Origin of the sequence: Pseudoalteromonas sp. S1650, from assembly GCF_005887195.1 — a bacterium.
Classification (GTDB): Bacteria; Pseudomonadota; Gammaproteobacteria; order Enterobacterales; family Alteromonadaceae; genus Pseudoalteromonas; species Pseudoalteromonas simplex.
On sequence record NZ_PNDF01000065.1, the window covers coordinates 39322 to 59540 of the forward strand.

The 20219-nt window shown below is 42.7% G+C and carries 13 protein-coding genes; 5 read left to right on the plus strand and 8 right to left on the minus strand.

All coding sequences use genetic code 11. The features are described from left to right. The first annotated feature begins 132 nt into the window (after positions 1 to 132). The 3 genes from CWB80_RS17430 (at position 133) to CWB80_RS17440 (ending at position 3165) form a co-directional block, all read left to right on the plus strand. Positions 133 to 1074, plus strand: coding sequence for a GGDEF domain-containing response regulator (locus CWB80_RS17430; protein WP_138599354.1), 942 nt, complete (start codon positions 133 to 135; stop codon positions 1072 to 1074). A 54-nt stretch (positions 1075 to 1128) separates the two neighbouring features. After that, positions 1129 to 1530 carry an Hpt domain-containing protein gene (locus CWB80_RS17435; RefSeq protein WP_138599355.1) on the plus strand — a complete coding sequence of 134 codons (402 nt, stop codon included), beginning with the start codon at positions 1129 to 1131 and terminating at the stop codon, positions 1528 to 1530. Positions 1531 to 1659: 129 nt separating this feature from the next. Beyond that, positions 1660 to 3165, plus strand: a complete 1506-nt coding sequence (locus CWB80_RS17440; RefSeq protein ID WP_138599356.1) for a phospholipase effector Tle1 domain-containing protein — start codon at positions 1660 to 1662, stop codon at positions 3163 to 3165. An 18-nt stretch (positions 3166 to 3183) separates the two neighbouring features. On the opposite strand, the gene CWB80_RS17445 is transcribed toward CWB80_RS17440, so the two are convergent. The 5 genes from CWB80_RS17445 to arfA all read right to left on the minus strand — a co-directional run bounded on the left by CWB80_RS17445 (position 3184) and on the right by arfA (position 12568). Then, a complete protein-coding gene (locus CWB80_RS17445; protein ID WP_138599357.1) occupies positions 3184 to 3936 on the minus strand; it encodes a substrate-binding periplasmic protein in 753 nt (250 codons plus the stop codon). Positions 3937 to 4390: 454 nt separating this feature from the next. Beyond that, on the minus strand, positions 4391 to 7024 hold the full coding sequence (locus CWB80_RS17450; RefSeq protein WP_138599358.1) for a glycosyl hydrolase family 18 protein: 2634 nt from the start codon (positions 7022 to 7024) through the stop codon (positions 4391 to 4393). A 65-nt stretch (positions 7025 to 7089) separates the two neighbouring features. Further along, positions 7090 to 8697: a lytic polysaccharide monooxygenase gene (locus CWB80_RS17455; protein ID WP_138599359.1), complete on the minus strand. Its 1608-nt coding sequence runs from the start codon at positions 8695 to 8697 to the stop codon at positions 7090 to 7092. 52 nt (positions 8698 to 8749) lie between these two features. Further along, a complete protein-coding gene (locus CWB80_RS17460) occupies positions 8750 to 11914 on the minus strand; it encodes a glycosyl hydrolase family 18 protein (RefSeq protein ID WP_138599360.1) in 3165 nt (1054 codons plus the stop codon). A gap of 462 nt (positions 11915 to 12376) precedes the next feature. Further along, positions 12377 to 12568, minus strand: a complete 192-nt coding sequence (gene arfA / locus CWB80_RS17465) for an alternative ribosome rescue factor ArfA (protein WP_054553449.1) — start codon at positions 12566 to 12568, stop codon at positions 12377 to 12379. A 234-nt stretch (positions 12569 to 12802) separates the two neighbouring features. On the opposite strand from arfA, the gene CWB80_RS17470 reads away from it, so the two are divergent. After that, on the plus strand, positions 12803 to 14680 hold the full coding sequence (locus CWB80_RS17470; protein WP_054553448.1) for a monovalent cation:proton antiporter-2 (CPA2) family protein: 1878 nt from the start codon (positions 12803 to 12805) through the stop codon (positions 14678 to 14680). Positions 14681 to 15124: 444 nt separating this feature from the next. Further along, positions 15125 to 15445, plus strand: a complete 321-nt coding sequence (locus CWB80_RS17475) for a hypothetical protein (RefSeq protein ID WP_054553447.1) — start codon at positions 15125 to 15127, stop codon at positions 15443 to 15445. A 191-nt stretch (positions 15446 to 15636) separates the two neighbouring features. Here CWB80_RS17475 and CWB80_RS17480 read toward each other — a convergent pair whose 3' ends face one another. The 3 genes from CWB80_RS17480 to CWB80_RS17490 form a co-directional block, all read right to left on the minus strand. Further along, positions 15637 to 18180, minus strand: coding sequence for a TonB-dependent receptor plug domain-containing protein (locus CWB80_RS17480; RefSeq protein WP_138599361.1), 2544 nt, complete (start codon positions 18178 to 18180; stop codon positions 15637 to 15639). 313 nt (positions 18181 to 18493) lie between these two features. Further along, complete coding sequence (locus CWB80_RS17485; protein ID WP_138599362.1) at positions 18494 to 19144, minus strand: UPF0149 family protein; 651 nt, start codon at positions 19142 to 19144, stop codon at positions 18494 to 18496. Positions 19145 to 19224: 80 nt separating this feature from the next. Continuing rightward, a complete protein-coding gene (locus CWB80_RS17490; protein ID WP_138599363.1) occupies positions 19225 to 20172 on the minus strand; it encodes a sensor histidine kinase in 948 nt (315 codons plus the stop codon). Between the last annotated feature and the right edge of the window lie 47 nt (positions 20173 to 20219).

Consider the following 20219-nt stretch of genomic DNA (forward strand, 5'->3'; position numbering starts at 1 on the left):
ATTAATGTAACTAAAAAAACTCTAGTCCTATCTCATCAGTAGCGCCAATAAAAAATATAATTTTCCATTCTTTAGTTGTAGAAATTCTAAAAATTCAGTCTATGCTTAATCAACACTTAGGGAGAAGATAATTTGCAATCTAATGAAGTAAATAACAACAAACTGATTGATGATTCCATCATTTTGATAGTCGATGACGAGCCAATCAATGCGACTGTCATTGAAGGCCTACTAGCATCACATTTTAAAACCCACACGATTAATTGTGGTGAAGAAGTGTTGTCTGTTTGTGACTCTATTAAACCCGATCTAATATTGTTAGATGTCATGTTAGGGTCTATGAGTGGTCTTGATGTGTGTAAAGAGCTAAAAGCTCACCCTTCTTATAAAGATATTCCGGTTATATTCATCACTGCAATTATGGATCAAGAAGATCAAAACCAATGCTGGCAAGCCGGCGCTGTGGATTTTGTAGCTAAGCCAGTCTATGGTGTAACCCTTCTAAACAGAGTGACTGCACACCTGACATTAAAGAAACAAGCAGATCTTTTAAAACAACAGACACAGCAAGACAGCCTAACGGGATTAAAAAACCGCCGTTCTTTAAATACGACTCTGACGCAAAATCTATTACTTGCGAAACGTCATAGTCAGGCACTATCTGTGCTGATGATTGATATAGACTGGTTTAAACAATACAACGATCAGCTTGGACATCAACAAGGCGACAACTGCTTAATAAAAGTAGCTACAGAAATCAAAAATAGTATTAACCGACCAACAGACACAACTATTCGCTACGGTGGTGAAGAGTTCCTCTGTATTTTACCTGATACCGATATTCAAGGAGCACAGTTTATTGCTCATAAGCTATTGGCCAACATTAAAAATCTAGCTATTAAACACCCAACTACAGAGTCAGGAATAGTCTCGATAAGCGTGGGAAGCGCAACACTGTCAGATGATAAAAATTTTACTCCAGAAAATTTAATCAACAGTGCAGATACAGCGCTATATCAGGCTAAACAACAAGGAAGAAATCGCTGCGTTTGTATTATCGCAACCAGTGAATAATTTAAATTTTTGTAGATTTCTTCAAAATGACATAACTATAAAGGCAAATAAAAAATGAACAGTGAGATGTCAGGGAAGCAGCAAACAACAGACTCGAAAAGCGAAAGTTTAGAATTGAACCATTGGAATAAAAAAGCTGCACTTTACCGACTCATGAACAATGAGGTCTTGCTCATTAGAGTAAGCAAAATGTTTTTAGATAGTTCTCATGTCAAATTAGCGTCACTATCTCAGTCCATACAGAACAGAGACTTTAAAACAACTACATCAGCCAGTTATTCACTTAAAGGAGCCTGCGGCGATTTAGGTGCTACAAGATTAGATCAACACCTAAGCGAATTAATTGTATTAATCGCCAATGAGCGTCACCCTTTTGAGGAGATACAATCGAAATTATTTGAAATAAAAAAAGACTACCAAGTATTACTGACAATCTTACAAAAATACACCTCTTGATAAACCACTTAGTTTTAATTTAGCAACCACGTTAGCGTAACATCAAAAATGCTCGTCTAGGTGAATCTTTGTCTTCAAATTTTCATAAAGTGGGAGTATGTTTATACAAACCACTAAAGGAATGACGCTATGACCGCTAAAACGCTGATTTTCAACTTTGATGGCACAGGCAGTGAGCCTCGTGATGCTGAACAATTCAGCGCCGCACATTTCAAAGAAGACGCCAGTATTTCTAATATTCTTAAACTTCATTTATTGTTTGGCGGCGCACTCAATAGCGAACCCGCAACACCATTTCCAACTCAACTTAGCTTTTATTATCAAGGTATAGGCACCCAAGGTAGTCGCTTTCGACGTTTATTCAATCAAGCCCTTGCGCCAAGAGGTGATGATGTTGCCAGCATTTTAAACCGGGCTATGGGCGACTTTAAAAGCTATTACAATGTAGGCGACAAGGTACTTCTAACTGGTTTTAGCCGCGGTGCTGCTCTTGCTAGGCGCTTTGCCAAATGTTTAGAGCCACTTATCAGTGATGATGTGTACTTATGTGTATTCGATACCGTTGCATCAATAGGCTTTTCGAAAGTAACAAAAGCAACCCGCGGTGCTGAGCATGTCATTTTTGAAAACTACACACTAGCAAGCAATATAAAAGCTGCCCTTCATTGCGTGGCACTTGATGAAAAACGCCGTGCATTTGAACCCACACTTATAAACAGTGCACCGCATGTGCAAGAGATCTGGTTTGCAGGCGCCCATTCTGATGTGGGTGGCGGCTATTATCGTGATGGCTTAGCAGACATTTGTCTGCGCTATGCGATTGAGTGGCTGATTGAACAAACCGTTGCATTAAACTTACTTACCAGCGCGGATATCAATTACAACACTCTGCTCCCAGAAGAGCATCGTAACCTCATTGCACAAGATGATGTAACCGTTACCCCAGATCCGCTGGCTCTTAGTCATCAGCAAAACTATTTTTGGTTTAACCCGTTGTTCAAACTGGTAGATCGCGAATGCTGTGTATTGGTTGATAACGAACAAAGCACGCTCGCACCAACCATTCATTACACAGTAGCAGAGCGCATTAATCGCCTAACGAGCTATCGTCCGGAGTCGTTAAAAAGCCTTCATTACGATGTACTTTATAGCGATGAAACCCGCTTGAAATTTAAAGGCTTAAGCCCACATATTGCGCTTGATAAACAAAATATGACGGTGCTGAGCATAGACGAAAGTAAAGATGTGTTTGTGTATGGCGCTGAAAAGTACAATCACACAGGCTTAATGTTAGAGCAAGGTGGCACGTACCGATTTACGCCTTACCCAGAGCAAACTTGGTATGACGACGGCATTAGTTGCGGACCTGCAGGTTGGCACCGCGACAATATCCAACTTGGGGTGAAAGAAATCCCAATGGCCGTGCTTGAACCGTTTAGACGTTTACCCCACGCACAATGGTTTGCGCTAATTGGTGCTATCGATAACAACGACGATCATTTATTTGAAATTGCTGAGGGTGCTGATATTCGTATTGCTAAATCAGGTGAGTTTTGTCCTTCTGCCAACGACCTAAACCGCTTTTATGGGGCGAATGCGGGGCGAATTAAATTGCGTGTGACTCGTTTAGGATAATTTAGTGATTAGGCTAGCTTAGTGCTTAACATAGCGAGCGATAATCTCGGTTATCGCTTGCTGGTTGTTTATAATTGCTGAGTTAATAGCTGCTCTGTCTTCTGCTAAAAGGGTTGTTTCACTCAGCATAAAATGAACGCTGTCATTATTGACAATATACGGATGCAACTCGATCCCCTGCTGGTTATTTTTTTGAATTAAATATAAACCGGCTAATTCATCATCAACAAAAAAATCGACCCGCTTAGCAACCAACATAGCTAGCCGCTGGCGCAAAGAGGGTACAGTAACGAGTAGCTCTTTATACTTTGGTTCTTCTTTTAAATGAGTAAAGTCAGATCCAAAGTAGCTCCCGCTGTTAGTTAAAATAACTTGCTGATGTTCGAGCAAACCTTGCAAGTCTAAAGACTCTAACCGGCCATGAGGATACCAAAACAAGCGCATTACTTCATTACGGTAAGGCTCTGAAAAGAAACTAAAAGAGTCACGCTCTGTGCTATAACTTGCGGCAGGTAGTAAATCGACTTTACCGTGTTTAAGCTCTGTAAACCCGCGTTTAGATGAAGGCATGACGACGTATGTTGCACAAAACCCTGCCTCATTTAGTACTAAGTTGACCACATCGATATCTATGCCGGTGAGTTCACCGTTTTGCGTAAAGACATAAGGCGCCCACTGCTGACTAATTCCCACTTTTAAGGTTTTATCGCAGCTAAATACCGAGTTACTAAATACAAAAACGGTAAGTAAAAACAACGCGCTTAACCTCATTTATCCACCTTAGCTTAAATACTTACAGATCATGTTATTCAAGTATGGTTGATAATGCCTGAAAGATCAGTGTATGAAATGAGAAACAGAAAGTTAGTAAGTTTTAAGGGGAAAGTTCCGAAATGCGAGGTGGCAGCCCGTGGGACTGGCTTTAGCCCGGAAATGTCTTAAGTTAGCGAGTTTCAAGGGGAAAGAGTAAAGTTAAGAGATTCGAGGTGCGAGATACGAGTCTGTAGCAGAGTTTTTACATCACGCCCTAGCGCCTATGTTTTCCTCCGTAGGCGTGAAACTTGTTTCGCGCGTCTGAAGATAAGAAATTTGAAAAGGTTTACATGGATTATGTTGGGTTTCACTCCGTTCTACCCAACCTACTTCCCCCACAAAAAAGCAGCCATGCGGCTGCTTTAAAGGGAAATCACATTTTAATGATGGGCATTAAATGTGGTTGTTACACTTAAAGTGCTTTCCATACATCCGCGACGCCTGGCTCGTCTCCTTGAGTCCACCATTTCGCTTCGTATTTATTACCTTGGTGAGTGACTTGGTCACCACCGTTATAGATACCCGCAGCTTGCCATACAACATCACCGTTCCCATCTGTTGGTTGTGAGCTAGCTTCCCATGGGCCGCCTAAATCAGGGCGGTCACCCTGTGTCCACCATTTAGCTGTGTATTCTATGCCGTTATAAATCACCGTATCACCACCAACATAAGTCGCCGCTGCATCCCATGTGGTTTCACCATCTGGCGGAGTTGTTGTACCAGAATCTGTTACGGTAACATTAAAGCTCACTGCAGTCGCTGTTTGCCCATCGCTTACTGAAACCGACACAACATAGCTTGTATCAGCATCAACGCTGCCCGCTTGTAAGCTCACATCAGCACCTGAACCCACTAACGTTAAACCTGCTGGCACTGTCCAGCTGTATGAGAGTGCATCGCCATCAGCATCAGATGCCGAAACCGCCACTGCCACACTCGCGTCCTCTGCTACGGTTTTATCTGCAATTGCCGCAACAACTGGTGCTTGGTTCTCACCTGTTGTTGGTGCTACAACATTAACAGTGACGTTACGGCTTACACTTGCCTCACCATCGCTCACACTCACAGCAACCGTGTATTGCGTATCAGCAGTCACTGATGGCGCTGTGATAACAAGGGTATTTGAATTTTCACCGCTTACTGTTAACGCACTGTCAGCTGTCCAGCTAAAGCTTAGTGGATCGTTATCAGCATCTGTTGCCGATGCACTAACAGATACACTTTCGCCAGAGTTAACAGATACTGTGCTTGATACAGATAGCACCGGCGCTCTATTGCTAGGCTCAGTGACTGTACCGCCAAGCGCTTCGTGCATAGCGTTAAGAATATCGCCATTATCAGCGTCAATTTCCCATGCAAACAGACCACCTAGATTATATTGATTAACATAAGCACCTTTTGCCAAAACAGAACGACGGTTATCGTATGTAATTAATTTACCGTTACTGCGGTTCCATACATAAGCGGCTTCGGCTTGTTCGTCATAACCTGTTTCAAACCCATTGATGCCATTTTCTGCAGCGCCCAACATGTAAGTTTTGATGCCTTTATAATCAATTACACCATCTTCCCATACGCCTTGCGCTGTAGTGCCTTTAAGTTTGCCGTTGCCCGGTGCTGTCATAGGGTTATCAGCGATAGTGGCATTTTCTGGATAAACGCCTTCCCAGCCACGGCCATACATAGCGGCACCTACCACGATTTTCTTCGATGGTACGTTTTGCGCAAGTAGATTTTGCACTGCGTTATCAGTTGTGTAAGCAGGGCCTTTATATGGAACGCCTTCTTCATCAACACCCGTGCCATCACACTGACCAACACGGAAATGCGATGAACAATAAAGCGCAGCCTGATGGCCTGTCACATTGCTCCATGCACCATAGTAGTCATAGCTCATTAAGAAAATGTAATCCATATATTGTTGAGCTTGTGAATAATCAACATCTTCAATTTTGTCGTAACCCGCACCAATCGCTGATGTTAATTCATACTCACGACCTGTCTCGGCTTCAAGCTTATCAAGCATTGCGCGCAGCTCTTGCATTAACGCAACGTATGCAGGGCCGTCAGCAACTGGGTCGCCTAAGTTTGGATTAGCACCCTGACCACCCGGGTATTCCCAGTCAATATCAACACCGTCGTAGAACTTCCACGTTCTTAAAAACTCTTCCATTGATGCCACAAACGTGTCGCGATTTGCTTTATCGGTAAAGTAGGCAAATGGGTCTGATAAAGTCCAACCACCCACTGATGGTAAAATTTTCAGATCAGGATAGCGCTGCTTTAACGCCATTAACTGCGAATATGTACCACGAATTGGGTCATTACTATCAACACCCGGTAGCGCTTTTTGAATCGCAGCCCATGGGTCGTGGATCACAACTTCAAAATCTTGCGAACCCGCACAGGCAGTATTTAACGCGTTTTTAGGGCCACCTGTTAACGAGTCATTAGGTCCACAAATTGGAATAAACCCATACAAGATATGACTGAGGTTTTGTGCTGGTATATTGGTTACGTCGAAATCGCGACCATAAATACCCCATTCAACAAAGTAGGCACCGGTAACAAGACCATCTTTGGTGCCAATATCTTGGTTGTTTGGATCATAATCCATCGGCAATGGCGCTAAGTGACCGCCATCTGTATCGGCAATAACAATTGGCTTACCTTCACTGCGCGCACAGGTGGTACCGCCTTCACATAGTTCTACATATAATGTGTGACGACCTGCTTTATCATACGGGAAGCTAATAACACCACTTTTAGTGCCTACTGCCAGCGAGCCTTCATTAACCAACATATCATCGAAGTACACTTTATAGCTGTCGCCGCCATCCCCACTCCATGCGTTCCATTCAATGCTGATAGTGACTTCATCAACGCGGTTCACTAAGCTCTTGTATGAGCCTGTACCTTCAAGATCAACCTCAACAAATGAGTACTCTTGTGGCTCCCAAATAATGGTTGGTGTTGAAGGTGCTGCATTCGCTGCACTTGCAAAGAGTGCAACACCAATGGCTGCGCTTAATTGTTTTATATTCATGATTCTCTCTTATCTGTTTTTATATAGCGTTACGCTGTTATTGATAAAGTTTGAACTACAAAACTTTAGATTTCTGTCCATACTTGGCTGGCACCCGGTACATCTCCTTGGGTCCACCACTGCGCTCGATAGCGCTGTCCTTGATAGGTTACTTCGTCGCCGCCTTGATAGGCTTTGCCGCTGTTCCACTCGATTGATGCACTGCCAGATTCAAGCAGCCATGAATCACTACTGTCTGGTTGTGCGCCTTGGTTCCACCATTTCGCGCTGTAGATTCCACCGTTGAAACTCACTTTATCGCCCGTGTTGTATTGGCTTGTGCTATTCCAAGCAGGCACGCTCGGATCAACAGGGTCAGGGTCGACAACAGTGCTATTAAGCACAGTCACTGTAAAACTTACTTGGCTTGTGAGCTCGCCATCTGACACCGATACACTTACGGTGTAGCTTGTATCAGCATCTACAGAGGGGGCATTTAGCGTGATGTTGGCATCATTCCCCGTAAAGCTCAGTGGTGAAGGTACATCCCAGCTATAAGTTAATGTGCTTTGTTGATCATCAAAGGCGTGTAGGTGTATCGCGGTGCTGCTTTCTTCTTCGACTTGAAGGTCATCTGGTTGATGAATAATTGGCGCGGTATTGTCAGGAGCCGCTTGTACGCTTAGTGCAAAGCTGTAATTTGCATTCGTTGTAAAGACCTGATTAGTCATTAAATCAGACGCATCAAAGGCAATATCTCCGGCGCTATTTTGCACGCCAATATTAACTAAGTGCGCGTAATTAAGGTTTAACAGCGCCGCAAATTCAGCCTGCCAATTAGCTTGATTATCAGCTGTGATCTGCATTTGTTGAGTAAGTAACTCTTGGCCATTTTCATCAAATAACCGAGCTGACACACTACCGCCAACCTCTGCGTCTTGTCCTTGACGAACAAAGTAGCTGATTGCTGTCCAATCGCTTGGCTCTGTTGGGGTCGCATCGCTAACGATATTGATATCGCTACAGTTGTAGAAGCCTTCACCACCAGCATCATCTCGTTGCCAACGCGTATATAATATGGCATCGCCACTGCGCCCTTGTGGAATCGACACGCTCATTTCATAGTAACGGTCGTTGTTAGCATCAATACTAAAATCAAGATTACCGTACTCTTCAACAAGCTCTAGGTCATCCCAAGTAAGCACTTGAGTCGCACTATCAAAGCCCGGTTTTGTTAAATAAAACTGCCAAAAACTCGGGTTATGCGGCGTACTCGCTAAAAAGCGCACTAAAATATCGCCATTTGCATTAGGAATAACCTCACTGCGTTGCCAATGCGCTGAAGGTAAATCCATACCGCGTTTTTCTGGGTCGCCTGCGGCACATAATCGGCCATCAGGTACACTTTGTTTTACGGCTTCAAGGTCAGTGTAGTTAACCGTATTTGCCGAGTATTCAATATCTTGCACAAACTGCACATGTCCTGCTTCAACAAACGCTGCGCGACAAGCAAGATTAGGGATCCCTGTGCCATCAGCAGGCCACCAGTACCCGCCATCGGCATTACAAAAAGCTTGGCGTGCCTTTGGGCTTTCTAAGAATCCGTGGGCATTCACATGGCTTGATGCACAGGCAATCAGCATGCTGGTTGCCACTGCCGATAAAGACAATGCCTTTGATTTCATTACTTTCATTGTTGTTCTCGCTGTAGAAATGCGGAGCAAAGTCCTTGCTCCGCTTAGTAGGTTAAAGCGTGCAACTCACCGTCCAGTCAGCAGATGTGCCTGGCTCTGTGCTCGTCCACCACTTTGCTTCGTAAATCACGTTGTTGTGATTCATTAGGTCGCCGCCAACAGCATGGCTTGGATTACCAGCCCAATCAGTTTGCGGCCAATTTGGATACACTGGGATGCTTGCTACATCAACACCATTACAGCTTCCCTCGCCACCCGTATCACCACCGGTGTCACCGCCAGTATCACCACTACCTGCAGTGCCATCTGGTAGCATTGGGTATTCGTATTTGAAGGCGTAAGTTTTGCCATTTTTCTCAATCGTGAAGTTAGTTGGCCCCGTAATTGGCATGTAGTACATAACTTGCGCCTCAACGGTTTCACCTGTGTTAAATGACTTTTCGATACCGCCCCACTCATTCACTAAGGTGATTGAAAAACGATGAAACTCATTTTCAAAGCCGCCGATATTATCGCCAGCCGCATTAGAGCCATTTGCTTCAACAGCCATACCGAGCTTTTCTTGTGCATTCCAGTTTGATTTGAAAATTGCCGAGGTAGAAACGGGCACATCAAAGCTGATTTTCGCGCCGCTTAAGTCGATATCTGAGTTATTGGTGAATGCGAATGTAGGTGCGATTGGGTAGTTATCATCACCAATTGGGAAGTCTTTCACTGTAAAGCTTACGTCAACCGCTTCGCTTGGCAGGGTGAAATCAACATTGCCTTGATGAGTGTTGTAAGCCACACCACTTTGGTTAAATTTATCGTAAGCAAGTGTGGTTAAGCTTGAGCCCATGAAGTACTCACCTTTCGCTGAGTCATAATCATAGTCACCGGCAAGCTCCCAGAACATGATGCCGCCAAGACCATTGTTGATAACATAATCAACTTTGGTTGCCATTGATTGCTCATCTTCAATTGATAAGAATACCTTTTTCTCTGCATTCCAAAGCCATGGAGCAACCGCTACATCATCGTAAAAACGTGTATAAGTACCCGTTAATACATCATCTGCATCGGTTTCTGGCGTTAGACCATAGATTTCAAGGTAAGAAGGGTTAATGCCATTTTCAAGATTTTTCGCATGCCATAGTGGGTTAGAACCTGCTGGCATTTCTTCACCAACATCGTTCTTATCGTGCCATAGGTTATCAATGCCGAGTGCGCCATTACCGCATTGATTTTTCTCACCAACGCCAGTCCCTTTCGCACATTTTGATTGATCTGGCAGCGCTGCTTGGCCCCATAAACCATTAGTACCACCGGATACATCTTTAAAGCCACGGGTGTAATATGGAATACCAATATTGATTCGACCTGCAGAGACCGCACCGCGGAAGTAACGCACAGCCCAATCCGTATTTAAGTAGCCAATACCTTCAAACTCAGCGGTGGTATAAACGCCCCATTGCGCTAATTCAGAATCAAGACCGGTATCAAACAAGGCTGCGTTATGGCCTACATGTGAATTCCATGCACCATGTAAGTCATAAGACATAATGTTAACGTAGTCGAGATACTTCACGCTTTGGAATGTTTCCATGCCACGTAATAAGTAACCTGAAGATGGCGAAGCAATCGTTAGTAAGTAATGTTTACCTGCCTTTTCACCTGCAATATCAAGCTCTTCACGTAGTTTTTGCATCAATACACGATACGAGGCGTTAAGACCTGCGCGACGCGCATTAGAGATAGGAAAATCATCAGGGTGGCCTGAGTCATTCATTGACGATGGGTATTCGTAATCAATATCGACACCATCAAAACCGTAGGTTTCAATAAACTCAACGGCACTTTTCGCAAAGGCATCAATCCCCGCTTGGTTCACTGAGCCATCGGCATTGGTTGTCATCGTGTAGAAACCACCGCTGTTTACGCGAGTACCGTCTTCACCAAAATAACCACCTGTTTCAGCCCAGCCACCTACAGAGATTAAGGTTTTTACATCTGGGTGTTGTTTTTTGAATTTATTGAGTAAGTTAAAGTGACCTGTGTAACTAAAGCTTGGATCCATTTCAGCGCCTGTAACGCCCGGCCAAGTCATGTTTGTCGCTGGGTTGCCAGCTGCATTTGGATCACCAATCGAGACCTTGTTATTACCATCAACATGCGCAAAGGCATAGTTAATATGGGTGATCTTGTCCCAAGGAATATCGTTAACTAAGTAGCTTGGCTGACCATTGGCACCATTTCGCCAACTCGTAAAATAACCAATAACGCGGCGTGGATGATCTGGGCCCATTTTCTCGCGGCCATTTGCATCATACACGCTACAGTATGGGGTATTTACACCCGGCGTTTGGTATAAACCTTGCGGTTTACAATCTGTGCCAGGCTCTGTTGCTTCAACAACATTCACAACTTTGCTTTGTGTATCCGTCGCGCCTTCGTTATCGGTCACCGTTAAGGTAAATGAAAATTGCCCAAGTGCTGGAGCCTGCCACGTGTAACTTGAAGAAGCGGCACTTGCTTGATGAACTTCAGTGCTGTTTTCAGTTAACGATAACGCAGTCACTTGGCCATCGCTATCAGTGCCAGAAAGCGCAAACACCACACTGTCACCCACCGTTACTTGTGATGGCAGTGAGCTAAATTCAATGCTTGCTACTGGCGCTTGGTTAACCGGCTCAACGTCATCAGACACACTCACTGAATGTGCAACCGCTGTAGAGGTTAACCCTAAATCATCCGTTGCGACCGCGCTGATTACATGGCTGCCTTGGGTTGCTTGCCAGCTCGCTGAATAAGGTGCGCTTGTCACAACACTCAGCGAAGTACCATCAACAAAAAACTCTACACTTGCCACACTACCATCAGGATCAGCAGCGATCGCACTTATGACAACGCTGTCACTTATGGTAAATAAAGAACCCTCTGCGGGTGTTAAGCTGCTAATTTGAGGTGCTTTATTTTCATTGACAACGCTGTCACAAACACCCAATAAACGCCACTCTTGATCGACACCAGAAGTCTCCACAGGGTTAGTTTGCGTCCACCACTTGGCTTCATAAGCGCTACCTTGTGCTTGAACCTGATCACCACCAACATGAGTTTGCCCTTGTTGCCACACTTCTAAGTTGCTGCAATCAATCGCAGCCTGTGCTGTAAAGCCGTATAAACCTAGTGACAGCGCACTCAGTTTAAAGGCATTTTTTATTAATTTATGCGAGCTCATTCGCTCCCTCCGCCCAAAATTTTAATAACATTTATTTTACAAATCCAACTTTAAAGTAACACAAAGTGCTATTACGTCAAGTTTGCATTTACCTATAAAGGGTAAAATAAACACACTTTTTGATGCAAAATTTAAATATAAACACTAAAAAAGAATTAATTATTTTTATTGAAAAGCAAAAACGAGGATGATTCTACAGTGTAAAAATGAACATAAAATTAACAATATTTTAACCACAAAAGTACGGTTTATCTGGTTTGCGCACAAAATAGTCAGAGGTTATGTGAGGTAAAACAAAAATAATTACTGTATCGATTCTGGGTATATAACGAATAAATTAGTTTTTAGGTAAAAATTTCTATTAAAATTGGGGGAAATTTATTCTTAACACGAATTTTAGTCATAAAAAAGCAAACACTCAGTGTTTGCTTTTCACAAAAATCCTATTTGATCACAACTTAATTAAGCAGCGATTAAATAGGACTCTCGTCCTGCGTGTTTAGCCTTACGTTGATATGCACCTTTACCTTTTTTAGGTTTCTCTACTTTTGCTGTGAACAGCTTAGATGTCACCATTGCGGCGTACACATTGTCGTTGATTACACCACGACCAGTATCAACTTGGCCTTGCGCGCGTTGTTTCTTTTTACTCATTTTTTACTCCTATTAAACGTGCTGCGAGTATATACCTAGCCTAGCGCTACGCAAGTATTTTTAATAAAAAAACGATGATTTTTTACCCCTTATTTTGTCTTACTCGTTTTGACTAAACACCATTCCTTGTTGTCATTTTACTGACTAAATTCGCTTTTTGATTGCATTCACTACCTAACTACTGGCAAAACTAGCGAAACCATCCATAGTTAATTAAAAACAAACAGGATTACGATGACTGACTTTCTCTTAATCGCCTATATTTTCCTTATTGCAGGCATTATTGCCGTGCCTATTGCCAGCAAACTGGGGTTAGGCTCAGTACTTGGCTACTTACTCGCTGGTATTGTTATTGGGCCAACACTGACATTTTTAAATGTTGATGTGATTGCCATCCAGCATTTTGCTGAATTTGGTGTGGTAATGATGCTGTTCATTGTTGGCTTAGAGCTTGAACCCAAAGCGCTTTGGTCAATGCGAAAACAGCTTATTGGACTTGGTGGCGGACAGGTGGTTTTATCTGCTGCCGCCTTTACGGGTATTGGTTTAGCATTTGGTCATGCTTGGCAAACAGCACTTACAATAGGCTTAATTTTATCACTTTCATCGACCGCGATTGTGCTGCAAACGCTTTCAGAGCGCGGGCTATTAAAGTCAGATGGTGGTCAAGCCTCATTTAGCGTATTACTTACTCAAGACATAGCCGTTATTCCTATGCTTGCGTTTATTCCCTTGCTTGCTTTACCTGAACTAGCGCCAGCCATTGCAGATACAGCCCATACAAGTGAAGACACTCATGCTAGTTTAAGCTTGGTGGCGGGTCTTGAGAGCTGGCAAGCAGCGCTGGTTACTTTAGGTATGATAGCGCTCGTTGTTTTTGGTGGTAACTACTTAACCGCACCCATTTTTAGATTTGTAGCACAAGCACGGCTTCGCGAATTATTTACTGCAACAGCCCTATTCTTTGTTATTGGTATCGCTTTGATGATGTCGTTAGTAGGCTTATCACCTGCACTTGGTACTTTTTTAGCGGGTGTTGTGCTTGCAAATTCACCTTATAAACACGAACTCGAAAGTAATATCGATCCCTTTAAAGGGCTGTTGCTAGGATTATTCTTTATCACCGTTGGCGCTAGTATCAATTTTCAATTACTCGCAGATAACCTAGCTACCATTGTGCTCTTAACCAGTGCATTGATTGTAACAAAAACAGCTGTACTGCTTATTTTAGGTCGTATTTTTGGTCTTAGAGGCGCCGCACTCTGGTTGCTAGCACTGGGGCTTGCTCAAGCTGGTGAGTTTGGTTTTGTACTACTTGCTTACAGTGTCTCTAATAATGTATTGGCAGACAACATCGCCGACCAACTTTTACTGGTTGTTACTTTATCCATGCTACTTTCACCTGGGTTATATATCCTTTATCAGCGTGTGATAGCACCCCGTTTCATTTGTGAGCAACCAGGAAAAGAAACAGACGAGTTTCCCGATGATAGCCATGTGATCATTGCAGGCTCAGGCAGAATGGGTGGGCTGGTTGACCGTATTTTACAAGCTGGCGGCTATAAAACGACTGTGATTGATTACAACTACAAGCAACTCGAAGCCTTAGAGCGTGTTGGTATTCGTAATTTCTTTGGTGATGCAACTCGACCAGACTTACTCAGTGCTGCAGGCATTGAAGATGCAAAACTGCTGGTTGTTGCGCTTGATGATGCCGAACAAATCACTAAATTAGTTCGTTATGCGATGCAAAATTACCCGCATTTACATGTGGTTGCCCGCGCTGTAGACCGCCATCATGTATACGATTTATGGGCTTACGGCTGTCGAGATATTATTCGCGAAACATACGACAGTACCATGCGTATGGGCCGCTCAGCTTTTGAAGCACTCGGTATTGAGCAAGAGAAAGCCCAAGAGATGGTCGATATTTTCAGTGAGTTCGATAAAGAAATGCTACGCGAAGCCGCCGATGTCTACGAAATCGGCGTGCCATTCGAAGAAAACCATGCCTATATCGAGCGGATCAACAAGATATTCGATGAAAAAGAACCCGAAATAAAACAACAAATGCGCGAGATTTGCGACCGAGTGGTTAATGGTTCGAAATAGCAAAAATATTACAATTATGGAGGAGGTGTTTTCACTTCCTCTTTTTCTTCTCATAAACTTCTCTTTGTGAAAATAATTTTAACCACAGACAACAAAGAGGCGCTTCGCGGTACACAGAGAAAACAAAAACTCTCAAAGAGGCTGCGCATTGAATAGGATAAAACGCGATATGAAATCGCTGCTACAAATTTGATGTCGTTCGTAGGAATGGCTTCAGCCATGAACTCTTAAACACCACACCTATGTAAAACGACTAGACGTAGGCGTGAAATTTATTTCGCGCGCCATGCAAGCATAACGCCTACGTAGCAGCGGCTTTATGCCGCGACATTGGTGATGGATGCGAATTATAAGGTGCGAGATTAAAATCGCAGCTACAAGTTCGTTTCTCGTAACTTACCTGAATGTGAAGATATTAAATAATGTAATAAGGAGTATTACAGCATGGAAAGGCTTAATAAAAAGGAAAAGCTGCTATCAATTTTGTTCGGATTGGCAGCAATTATTAATTTAACTGTCGGTGTTTATTCGCTTATATTACAAGGCCTAGACTGGTTAGAGTTCATTAGTTGTCTAGCAATTTCACTTATAATTTTAGCGGGTAGCTTAAACCCAAAGCTATTCTTTAAACCGGTAAAAAAATTATTTTCACCACGCTTCACTTTAGAGCCAATAATTAATTCGACTGTCTACTACACAATTATAGTTGCAGGTTGGATTTTGTTATTTGGAAGCATTCTACTAAATAGATTCTGGAGTGCTTAAATGCAGATGAAAACTCAAAAAAGCGAAATAAAACGCGATATGAAATCGCTGCTACAGACTCGCATCTAGTATCTCGAAACTCGCAAACTTTCCCCTTGCAACTCTCTAATTAAAGACAAATGTCGGACACTACAATTCAGCAAAAAAATAGCGCCGTTAGGCGCTATTTAAGTTTCATATCAACTTAGGAATTAAAAACTAAAACTTAATTTTGCGTAGTAGGTCATACCATCAAAACCATAAGGTAGTGCTCGAACAGGGTATTTGAATGCTTTATTCGTAATAAAATCAAGCGCTTCATCTTCACCTAGCTCGTCTGGCGTTACATCAAAGATATTATCAATACCCGCCGATAGCATGAGTTCGTCAGTTAGCTGATAGCCCACATTAACATCCACTAATACCGCCGATTCTACCGTGCTTGTGTCTTTAAACTCACCGGTAGGTGATAGCTCATCAGGCAAACCAATGTGGTCATTACCAAAGTATTTAACGTCTGTTTCACCATAGTAATTAAAGCGTAGCATGCTGTTGAAATCGCCACGATCGTATTCAAACGTTAGCGTTGCACGCTCACCTGGTTGACCGTCGGTTAAGAAACTACGTTGTAAATCATCAAGGGCGATTGATTCAGGAATACCCTCTGGTGCATTTACATCATCAATTTCAGTTTCGTTAATGTTACCCGCGAAAGTTGCTGAGAAATTACCGTCGTACAAATCAGTGCGGTACGAAGCAATAATATCAACCCCTTTAGTGGTTGAATCAACTGAGTTTGAGAAGTAGTTGGCTTGCTGTGCCCCTGTTGCATTAAGCGCAGCCACGGCCTCGGCACTAAATGCCACATCGTCCGCCGACATTAAGCTGCCAAGGGTAATTCTGTCTTTGATCTCTACATGATAAAAATCAACAGTTAATGATAAATCGCTGGTTACGTTATAAACAAAACCTGCACTTAAGTTTTCAGAGCTTTCAAGGCCTAGACTATCAACGCCAAGTGCTGATGGGAAATCAGAGCCCGCAGTTGCTGTGAATGACTGCAATAACACACCACCAGCACCTAGGTTTGTAGTGTAAGCAGTGTACGCACTTTGTTGCAATGATGGCGCTCTAAAGCCAGACGAAATCGCACCACGCACGGCAAAGTCATCGGTAATTTCATAGCGCGTTGCTAGCTTACCAATGATGTCATCACCGGCATCAGAGAAGTCTTCATAACGAAGCGCTGTACTTACTTGCCATGCATCCGTGATCAACGTTTCGGCATTCACATAAAATGCATAGCTGTGACGACTCTCTTTATTTGACGCTTCAGGGCGTAAACCGTTATAAGCTTGGAAACCACACTCAGCAAATACGCTGCTGTCGTTTACCGCTGGGAATGAAGTATCTGAATTAGCTAAACCACACGCATAAGACGCTTCTTCGCCCGGCACGATTTCATAATTCTCTTTACGGTATTCAGCTCCCACTGATACATATAAAGGCTCACTGCGGCCAATATCAACAATACCATTCAGGTCTGCATTTACTGTTGTTTGATCAAACCTAAAGCCACCTGAGTAGCCACCATTAGGGCCTGCATTTGCAACAATATCAGCATCGCTTGCATCAGGGTTATTCGCAACATATTCAGCAGCATACGACGCATTTAGGGTGTTTTTTGACGTAAAATCATAACTGTTTTCACCATATACTGCAGATACGTCATAGCTCCAATCTGGATTTAACTCACCGCGTAAACCAAGTGAAAACGAAATATCTTCAGCTTCGTTATCGATACGAGGTAAAAAGCCATCGCCATATACTTGCACCACGTTCTTCGCTGCTTGGTCAAAGTTACGATAAAAACCATTACCTAGCGCAGTACGGTTTGAGTATCCGCCAAATGAGTAAAGCTCAGTCTCACCAAATGGTAACGCCATGTTATAAAACACAGAGGTAAATTCGCTATCAGCATTACCTTGCCCCCAACGAACCTCGTCAGACAGCGTACCTGCTGGTACATCAACTGAGCCACCAGTATCACGCTCTGCGCGGTTGGTGCCATCAGCATCACGGTATTCTAAAGAAAAGTTAATGAAGCCGCCTTCATCACCTAAATCAAAACCCCGGTTTAAACCCATTGAAATAGTGTCACCATCGCCTTCACCTGTACTACCCGCTTGCACATAGCCCGTTGTTACACCAGTTGAATCGTTTAACGATAAGTTGATAACACCAGCAATCGCATCTGAGCCATATTGCGCCGCAGCACCATCACGAAGTACTTCAACGCCTTTTAAAGCGGTAAGCGGAATCGCGTTCATATCGGTACCTGCAGCACCGGCACCTACAGTACCATTTAAGCCAAAAATAGATTGGTTATGACGGCGCTTACCATTGATAAGCACTAACGTTTGGTCAGGCTGTAAACCACGAAGAGTCGCTGGTCTAAATAAGTCAGAGCCATCTGACACTTGCGTGCGTGAAAAGTTAAATGAAGGAGCCGTCGCTTGCAGACTTTGGCCGAGCTCAGTAAAACCACCTTTGTTTAGGTCATCTGCATCAATTAAATCAACGGGTGATGTTGATTCGGTAGCCGTACGATTAGCAACCCGAGAGCCTAATACAGAGATTTGTTCGATGTTTTTATCTGCTTTGGCAGCAGGTGCTTGCTCAGCTGCCTGCACTGAAGTCGCAGAAACAGCCACACTGACCGCAACGGCCAGCATACTTAAAGAATGTGTTGTCATGTGTATCCTGTTGATATTCTGGCTTTCCTTAAAACAAAAGACGCCCCTTTTGGAGAAATTTAGAAAAGCACTAAGCACGTATTATTGATTTTAAAATCACAAGTTTGAAAGCTAACTCAAGCCTGCGAGTTAACCTTTACAAAACATCCTATCAACAAATCCACAAAATGAAAGAAAAAAGAGGTACGACTTAGGTATAAATATTTCTATTTATAGTATTAATAGAGTTTCAGTGGTGGGAATTATTCACTTTACAGCAGAAATAAGCAAAATAATGCAACTATCAGCTTATCTCTACTGAGGTGAGGAGTATTTACTTATCTTGTTCCAACATCGCCAGCTTTTCATCTTCAAGCATTAACGCCATAGTGGCAATTTCAGATAAACTCTCGTCTAGTGCGTTAAAGAAGGTCACAAACCCTTCGCCTAGTTTATCTGGTTCAGGGTGGTTTGCTAGCGCCTGATCCCACATTGCAAAGGTGGTAAGTAAATCGAGAGTTGCTTCAAAATTATCAATAAACAATTGACCATCTTCGCTTTCATTTTCTTGTTGACCATCCGCTTGCAGTAAAAATTGTAAATCGCTGTGCCAAATTTCTTGATTCACGATATAAGCTGCAATATAGCCGCTACAAAAATCTTGCAGTGCTTGGCTTGGCTCATTGCTGTTTACTTCATTTGGATATAATTCGGCTAAAATCTTCTTTTGTTCAACTTGTGCTTCGGTCACATTATCGAGCAGCTCAATCATTGCATCGCGTGGCTCAGAATCCGTCATTAAGGTGTTGAATACCGCTTCATCATTATCAGCAATGTAATTGGCAAGCTCTGACTCTCCAAAAAACTCTGAACAGGCTAACAAACCAGACATATAGCCAAGCACTTGATCCAAACTCACTTGATTCGTTGCACTTTGACTGGCGAGATAGTTGTTAAAAACATCTGAACTTTGTTGATTGAGCATAACGTGCCTTTTCAATAATTTTAAATGGGTTTAGCTCTACACTAGCGAATCCACAAATTTTTGCAACAACTGAAATACTGTCAACTAGTTACCTGACTCAAAACAGGAAATACGCAACTAATTCTTGTGCCAATTCCTTGCGAGCTTTGAATATCAATTCGACCTTTATGTTCATGCACAATAGCATACACCATCGTCATACCCATGCCGGTACCTTCTCCTACTGGTTTAGTAGTGAAAAAAGGATCATATATTTTAGCGATGGTCTCTGCTGACATACCAATGCCATTATCTTCAATGTCAATATATATGTGTTGCTCTAGCTCATAAACATTGATAGTAATTTTTGTTTGAGAGTCTTGATTATCGCAAGCTTGTTTAGCATTAATTAAAAGATTAACAATTACTTGGCTAATAGCAGCTAGATTACACCAGCTTTGGGATATTGGGCTATATTGCGATTGCAAATGACAATTTCTTAATTGATTAGTAAGAAGTTTCACCGCACTTGTCACTGCATCTGTCATATCAGCAAACTGCATATCCTGACTTTTAGGGCGAGAAAAATTCAACAAGTTCGACACTATTTTACTAATCCGTTGCAAACCTTGTTCTGTATCATCAATTAAATCAGGTAAATCATCAGCAACAAACGCAAAAGAGTGTACTTGGTTTAGATCCACCAGCTGTTGATGAAAAGCCTCTTTGTCTATGTGATTTTCACTAAACTCGCTACATAATTTCAGTAGCTTGCTGAAGAAACCACAGTAGCTTTTCAAACTATCAAGGTTACTCATACTATAAGCAAGCGGGTTATTAATTTCATGTGCGACTCCAGCACACAATGTGCCTAAAGTTGCCATTTTTTCAGCTTGAATAAACATAGCTTGATGATGCTCTAAATCAGCAACTTTTTGTTCAAGCTCACTATTAACAGCTACCAGAATCCGGCTTTTATCGGCAAGCAATTGTTCGGCCTCTTCTCTGGCCGCTTTCTCTAATAAATAAGCTTGTTTAAAATCATCCATTTTAATCTCAAACTGTGTTTGTCTCTTTTAAAACCTAGCACAAGGCT

Bases quoted from the DNA above. Each gene is read 5' to 3' on its own strand.
- CWB80_RS17475 (WP_054553447.1), top strand. From the start codon at position 15,125: ATGGAAAGGCTTAATAAAAAGGAAAAGCTGCTATCAATTTTGTTCGGA.
- CWB80_RS17460 (WP_138599360.1), bottom strand. From the start codon at position 11,914: ATGAGCTCGCATAAATTAATAAAAAATGCCTTTAAACTGAGTGCGCTG.
- arfA (WP_054553449.1), bottom strand. From the start codon at position 12,568: ATGAGTAAAAAGAAACAACGCGCGCAAGGCCAAGTTGATACTGGTCGT.
- CWB80_RS17445 (WP_138599357.1), bottom strand. From the start codon at position 3,936: ATGAGGTTAAGCGCGTTGTTTTTACTTACCGTTTTTGTATTTAGTAAC.
- CWB80_RS17450 (WP_138599358.1), bottom strand. From the start codon at position 7,024: ATGAATATAAAACAATTAAGCGCAGCCATTGGTGTTGCACTCTTTGCA.
- CWB80_RS17455 (WP_138599359.1), bottom strand. From the start codon at position 8,697: ATGAAAGTAATGAAATCAAAGGCATTGTCTTTATCGGCAGTGGCAACC.
- CWB80_RS17470 (WP_054553448.1), top strand. From the start codon at position 12,803: ATGACTGACTTTCTCTTAATCGCCTATATTTTCCTTATTGCAGGCATT.
- CWB80_RS17440 (WP_138599356.1), top strand. From the start codon at position 1,660: ATGACCGCTAAAACGCTGATTTTCAACTTTGATGGCACAGGCAGTGAG.
- CWB80_RS17480 (WP_138599361.1), bottom strand. From the start codon at position 18,180: ATGACAACACATTCTTTAAGTATGCTGGCCGTTGCGGTCAGTGTGGCT.
- CWB80_RS17435 (WP_138599355.1), top strand. From the start codon at position 1,129: ATGAACAGTGAGATGTCAGGGAAGCAGCAAACAACAGACTCGAAAAGC.
- CWB80_RS17490 (WP_138599363.1), bottom strand. From the start codon at position 20,172: ATGGATGATTTTAAACAAGCTTATTTATTAGAGAAAGCGGCCAGAGAA.
- CWB80_RS17485 (WP_138599362.1), bottom strand. From the start codon at position 19,144: ATGCTCAATCAACAAAGTTCAGATGTTTTTAACAACTATCTCGCCAGT.